At 68.9% G+C, this 7,391-nt stretch carries 1 protein-coding gene; it reads right to left on the bottom strand.

The annotated features are described in order from the left end of the window. The coding region (locus ACLML9_RS26635; protein ID WP_411948090.1) for an amino acid adenylation domain-containing protein at positions 1-7,391 on the bottom strand (7,391 nt) is incomplete at both ends.

Raw genomic sequence — 7,391 nt, forward strand, 5'->3', positions numbered from 1 at the left:
CGATCGGCGTACCGATCGCGATGTCGTCGCTACCGGACAACCGCGCCAGCAACGCCGCCAATCCGGCGTGCAGCACCATGAACATCGACGCGCCGCGATCCCGCGCCACACCGTCCAGGCCCTGAATCAACTCGGCGGACAACTCACCGCTCACCGTTGCGCCGCGCAGCGACGCGACCGCCGGACGCGACCGGTCCAGCGGCAGCGCCAACTCGTCGGGAACACCGTCGAGAGTGCGCTGCCAGAACGCGATCTGGCGCGCCAGCGGCGAATTCACATCGTCCTCGGCGCCCAGGACCTGCCGCTGCCACAGCGTGTAGTCGGCGTACTGGACCGGGAGCTGATTCCATCCCGGCTCGAGGTCCCGGGCCCGCGCCGCGTACGCGGTCATCACGTCCCGCGCCAGCGGAGCCATCGAGAAACCGTCGCCGGAGATATGGTGCACGACCACCACCAGCACGAATTCCCGCGGCGTCACCTCGAGCAACCGAGCCCGCAACGGCGGGGCCACGGACACGTCGAAACCGATACCCACGAACTCCGCTACCGCGGAGGGCAGCTCGTCCGCGGTGACCGCGACCGTCTCCAATCGAAGGTCGACCCGATCCGCAGACACGACCAGCTGCACCGGCACTCCGGAACGCTCCGGGAAGTAGGTGCGCAGCGATTCGTGCCGGCGCAGCACATCGGCCAGGGCCGCGCGCAGCGCTGCCACGTCCAGCTCACCGGAGAGCCGGATCGCCATCGGCAGGTTGTAGGCCACCGACGAGGTGTCGAACTGGTTCAGGAACCACATCCGCTGCTGCGCGTACGACAACGGCACCAGCTCGGGGCGCGGCCCGGCCACCAGTGCCGGACGTGCTTTCTCACCGGCCTGCTCGACCCGCACGGCCAACGCGGCCACCGTCGGGGCCTCGAACAGCGCGCGCACCGTGACCTGGGTATCGAGCGCGGCCCCGATCCGGGCCGCGACCTGGGTCGCGACCAGCGAGTTACCGCCCAGTTCGAAGAAATCGTCGTCCGCACCGACGCGCTCCAGACCGAGCACCTCGGCGAACGTCGATGCCACGACCTCCTCGATCGGGGTCGACGGCGCCCGGAACACGCGCGCCTCGAACACCGGCGCCGGCAGCGCTTTGCGGTCCAGTTTGCCGGCCGCGTTCATCGGGAACGCGTCGAGGACCACGAAGGCGGCGGGCACCATATAGGCCGGAAGTTCGGCACGCAGTGCGGACCGCACCGCCTCCGGATCGATCGCCCGGCCGGTTTCCGGCACGAGATAGGCCACGAGCTGGTCACCGGTGTGCTCATCGGCGCGCATGACCACCACTACCTGGGCGATCTCCTCCACACCGAGCAGCGCCGCCTCGATCTCACCGAGCTCGATGCGCAGACCACGCAGCTTCACCTGGAAGTCGGTGCGGCCCAGATACTCGAGCTCACCATCGAAATTCCAGCGCGCCAGGTCGCCGGTCCGGTACATCCGTACGCCGGCGCCGAACGGGTTCGCCACGAAGCGGTCGAAGGTCAGATCGGGGCGGTCCACGTACCCCCGCGCCAGCTGCGCGCCGGCCAGATACAGCTCGCCCGGAACCCCCGGCGGGACCAGGCGCAACCGGCCGTCCAGCACGTAGGCCTGGGTGTTGAAAGCCGGGACGCCGATCGGTACCGACTCCGTATCGGCCTCGGTCACCTCGTGGTAGATGACGTCGACCGTGGCCTCGGTGGGCCCGTACAGATTGTCCAGCCGGGCGTTGGTCAGCTTCCGCAACCGTCGTGGGAGATCGACGGGCAGCGCCTCGCCGCCGACGACGATGTGGCGCACACTCGACCAGGCGTCGGGACCGGTGTCGGCCATGATCACCGACAGCATCGACGGTACGAACTGCACCGTCGTCACCCGTTCGGAGGCGATGATCCCGGCGAGATAGGCGGGGTCACGGTGTCCGTCCGGGCGGGCGATGACGAGCCGGGCGCCCACCTGCAACGGCAGGAAGAATTCGGGGACCGAAGCGTCGAAGGTGACCGTACCGCGCTGCAGCATGACATCGGACGCGCTCATCCCGTACCGCGCGTGCGCGGCCACCAGGTAGTTCACGATCGCCTTGTGCGCTACCGCGACGCCCTTGGGGCGGCCGGTCGAACCGGACGTGAAGATCACGTACGCGGTGTTGGCCGAGCGCAACGGCCGCAGCCGATCGGCATCGGTGAGCGGAGCCTCGGAGTACTCGGACAGGTCCAGCCGATCGATACGCAGCTGCCGCTCGATCACCGGGTCCAGGTCCGCACCGGCGGTGAGCACACACACCGGATGCGCGGTATCGAGGATATGCCCGAGCCGTTCCACCGGCTGTTCCGGATCCAGCGGTATGTACGCGCCGCCGGCCACGACGACGGCGTACATACCGACGACGAGATCGAAGGACCGCTGCATACCCAGCGCCACATACACCTCGGGCCCGACACCCATCTCGACGAGCCGGCGGGCCAGCCGATGTACCCGGCCCGCGAACTCGGCGTAGGACAGATTCGTCCCCTCGAAGGTCAGTGCGACCTCGTCCGGTGTCCGGGCGACCTGCGCCTCGAACAGGGAGACCAGGGTGGCGGTGGCATTGCCGGGGGTCTCGGTGAGCGCGGTCTCCACCGGGAAGCCCGTCGCGTTCCAGCGCTCGAGCACCAGGGCGCGTTCGGCCGGGGCCATGAGTTCGATATCCCCGACCGGCACCGTCGCGTCCGCGATCACCGCGCGCAGCACCCGCACGAATCGCCGGCCGAACTCGGAGATGAAGTCGTCGTCGAAGAGGTCGGTGGCGTAGAGGATCTCGGCGTCCATGCCCGACCCGCCGGCGACCGCGTCGCTCATGGTGAGCGACAGGTCGTATTTGGTGGTCGGTATGTCGACACCCAGCCCGCTCATCGTCAGACCAGGCAGTTCCAGCCGGGTATCGCCGAGGTTTTGGAAGGCGAGCATCACCTGGAACAGTGGCTGACGGGATTGGGAACGGACCGGATTGAGGGCCTCGACCAGCCGCTCGAACGGCACGTCGGCGTGTGCGAACGCGGCCAGATCGCGATCGCGCACATGCGCGAGCAGCTCGGTGAACGGCACGCCGATATCGACCCGGGTCCGCAACACCAGCGTGTTGACGAACATGCCGATCAACTCGTCGAGCACCCGATCGCCGCGGCCGGCGACCGGAATACCGATGGCGATATCGTCGGTACCGCTGAGGCGGGCGAGCAAGGTGGCGAACGTGCTGTGCACGAGCATGAACAAGGTGACGCCCTGCGCTTGGGCGACCCGGTTCAACTCGTCGATCACCGCACCGGGCACGACGAACCGGTGTGTCGCCGCCCGTTCGCCGGCGACCGCCGGCCGGGGCCGGCTGGACAGCCGGAGTTCGTCGGGCAGTTCGTCCAGTTCGGCCCGCCAGAAGTCCAGCTGCTGGGAGACCAGCGACGCCGGATCGTCATCGGACCCGAGTACCTCGCGCTGCCACATCGCGTAGTCGATGTACTGCACGGCCATCGGCTCCCAGTCCGGGGCCGCGCCGGCCGAACGCGCCGAGTACGCGATCATCAGGTCACGGCTCAGCGGCCGCATCGAGAAACCGTCGGCGGCGATATGGTGCACCACACCGGCCAGCACGTAGTCGTCCTCGGTCAGGCGGTAGACCCGCAGCCGAACCGGCAGTTCGGTGGTCAGATCGAAGCCGCGGAAACCGAATTCGGCGATCGACGCGAGGAGGTCGCCGCTGAGTTCGGCACCCGACACCGCGGCCCGGTGCGTTTCGACGATCTCCACCTCCGGAACCGCGCGGTCCGGCGGCAGCACCTGCTGGTAGCCGATGCCCTCGTGGGCCGGGTACACGGTGCGCAGGGATTCGTGCCGGGCGATCACATCGGACACCGCCTGCAGCAGCACCGTCATATCGACGGTGCCGGTGAGCCGCAGTACGAGCGGAATATTGTCGACCGCGGACTCCGGTTCGAAGCGGTTGAGGAACCATATCCGCTGCTGTGCCTGCGACAGCGGCGGGCGTTCGGGCCGGGGACGCGCGACCAGAACGGGACGCCCGCCGGCGCCGGCCTGCTGTTCCACCCGGGCCGCGAGCGCGGCCACCGTCGAATCTTCGAACAGCATCCGCACCGGGACCTGGGTATCGAGTGCGGCCCCGATCCGGGCCGCGACCTGGGTCGCGATCAGCGAGTTGCCACCGAGGGCGAAGAAATCGTCGTCGGCGCCGACCCGTTCGGTACCGAGAACCTCTGCGAAGACCCCGGCCACGATCTCCTCGATCGGGGTCGACGCCGCGCGGGAACCACCCGATTCGAACACCGGCGCGGGCAGGGCCCGGCGATCCAGCTTTCCGTTGATGGTCAACGGAATCCGGTCCAGCACGACCACCGCGGACGGCACCATGTAGGAGGGCACCCGCTGACCGACACCGTCGCGGATCGCTTCTGTATCGGGCGCGCGCTCGGTCTCCGGCACCACGTACGCGACGATCCGGTGATCGCCCGGATTGTCCTCGCGGACGATGACCGCGGCCTGCGCGATATCCGGCTGCGCGAGCACCGCCGCCTCGATCTCACCGAGCTCGATCCGGAAGCCGCGCACCTTGACCTGGTCGTCGGCCCGGCCCAGGTATTCGAGTTCGCCGGAACGGTTCCAGCGCGCCAGGTCACCGGAGCGGTAGAGCCGCGTCCCGGGTGAACCGGGCTCGGCCAGCGGATTGGCCACGAAACGGGCCGTCGTGAGATCCGGGCGATCCAGATAACCGTGGGCGAGCTGCCCGCCCCCGATGTACAACTCGCCCGTCACCCCGACCGGCACCGGCCGCAGCCGGCTGTCCAGTACGTAGATCTTCAGGCCGGCGATCGCCCGGCCGATCACGCTACCGGTGGCCTCGGCGATGGTCTCCGCGTCCAGCGCGCGGTGGGCGACGTGCACGGTGGTCTCGGTGATGCCGTACATGTTCACCAGCACCGGCGAGGCGGTTTCCCGGTCGCCGATCTGGATGGTGCGTCCGGTCGAACCGTCGCCGTGCCGGGCGATCCAATCGGAGAGCCGGCGCAGTTCCAGTGCCTCACCACCGAATACGACATACCGCAGCGCGAGCGGACGTTCCGCTTCCGCGGTGCGGTCCGCCTCGGCCAGCTGATAGAACGCCGACGGCGTCTGGTTCAGCACGGTGACCCGCTCCGTGCGCAGCAGTTCCAGGAACTGCTGCGGCGAGCGCGAGGTGTAGTAGTCGACGACCACCAGGGTGCCGCCGAAGAGCAGCGGTCCCCACAGCTCCCAGACCGAGAAGTCGAACGCGTAGGAGTGGAAGAGGGTCCACACGTCCTCGGGGCCGAACCCGAACTCGCGCTCGGTATTGGCGAACAGCCGCACCACGCTGCGGTGCGCCACCGCGACGCCCTTGGGGCGGCCGGTGGACCCGGAGGTGTAGATGACGTAGGCGGTGTTGTCCGGACGCAACGGCGCCAGGCGATCGGCGTCGGTGACCGGACCGTCGTCGGCGTCCTCGATATCGCCGGCCTCCACGGCGTAACCGTCCACCACGACACGGGAGATACCGCCGGGCAGGTTCACCCGCACCGAGGAATCCAGTACCACGGTCGCGGGACGCGCGTCCTGGAGTATGTAGGCGATCCGATCGGCGGGGGAATCCGGATCCACCGGCACGTACGCGGCACCGGACTTGATCACCGCGAGCAGGGCGACCACCAGATCCAGCGATCGCGGCAACAGCACCGCGACCCGGTCCTCCGGTCCGGCGCCCTCGTCTATCAACCGGCGCGCCAGCACATTCGCCCGGCGCTCCAGTTCGGCGTAGGTGAGCTGATCGCCCTCGTACTTCGCGGCGGTCCGGTGCGGATGCTCTCCGGCGGCCGCCTCGAACAGCCCGGCCAGGGTGGCCGTCTCGGGGTCGTCGAGCGCCACGCCGTCGACGCTGAACACGCCGGGGCGGGCATCCGCACGAGATTCCGCCCAGCGCTGTGTCACATCGAGGCGCTCGGTGCCGGCGAGCAGATCGATATCGCCGACCGCTGTTGCCGGCTCCCGGACGATCGCGCGCAAAATGCGCAGGAAACGATCGGAGAAACCGGCCACGGTCTCCGGATCGAACAGATCGGTGGCGTATGCCCACTGCATCCGCAGGCCGCCGTCGGCGGCCCCCCCGGTGCCCACCGTCAGCTGGAGATCGAACTTCGACTGGCCGGTCTGGAAGTCGACGACACCGAGGTCGAGCCCGGGCAGCGATACCGCCGCCGTGTCCGCCACCGAGGCGGCCTCGAAGGCCAGCACGACCTGGAACAACGGGTGATGCGCCCGCGAACGGCGCGGGTTGAGGATATCGACGAGCCGCTCGAACGGGATATCGGCGTTCGCGAAGGCGGCGAGGTCGGTGCGGCGCACCTCGGCCAGTAGTTCGGTGAACGGCGTACCCGGGGCCACCTCGGTCCGCAGGACCAGGGTGTTGACGAACATACCGACCAGATCGTCGAGCGCCTGTTCGCCGCGACCGGCGATCGGGGTTCCGATACTGATATCGGAACTGCTGGACATCCGGCTCGCCCAAGCGGCGAGCGCGGCATGCACCACCATGAACAGTGTGGTGCCGTGCGACCGGGCCAAACTCTCCAGAGCGGTCCGCAGTTCGACATCGACCACGAAATCGTGGGCCGCGCCGGAATCGGAAGAGATCTCCGGGCGCGGACGGTCGGCCGGCAGGTCCAGCCGGTCGGGCATATCCCGCAACTGTTCGCGCCAGTAGGCGATCTGTTCGGCGGCCACCGATTCGGGATCGTCCTCCGAGCCCAGCACCTCGCGCTGCCACAGCGTGTAATCGGCGTACTGCACCGCCAGCGGTTCCCAGGCGGGGGCCACACCGCGGCTGCGGTCGTTGTAGGCGACGACGAGGTCCCGCAGCAGCGGTCGCGGCGAGAAGCCGTCGGCGCTGATGTGGTGTGCGACCAGGAGGAGCACGTAGTTGTGCTCGTCCAGGCGCAGCAGCGACACCCGGAACGGAAGTTCGGCCACGACGTCGAAGAGCACCCCGGCCAACTCGAGGATGCGGGCGGGCAGTTCCGCCTCGGTGACCGGCTCGGGATCGAGCTCGATATCCACCGCACCGGCCGGCAGCACCTGCTGGTAGCCGATACCGTCCACTTCCGGATACACGGTCCGCAGCACTTCGTGCCGCGCCACCAGGTCCGAGACGGCCGCGCGCAAGGCGTCCACGTCCAGATCACCGGTCAATCGCACCGCCAGCGGGATGTTGTAGGCCGCGGACCGATCGTCGAACCGGTTCAGGAACCACATCCGCTGCTGCGCCAGCGACAACGGCACCCGCTCCGGCCGCTCCCGCGGCGCCAGCACC

Source organism: Nocardia sp. NPDC002869, from assembly GCF_046764065.1.
Taxonomy (GTDB): domain Bacteria; phylum Actinomycetota; class Actinomycetes; order Mycobacteriales; family Mycobacteriaceae; genus Nocardia; species Nocardia rhamnosiphila.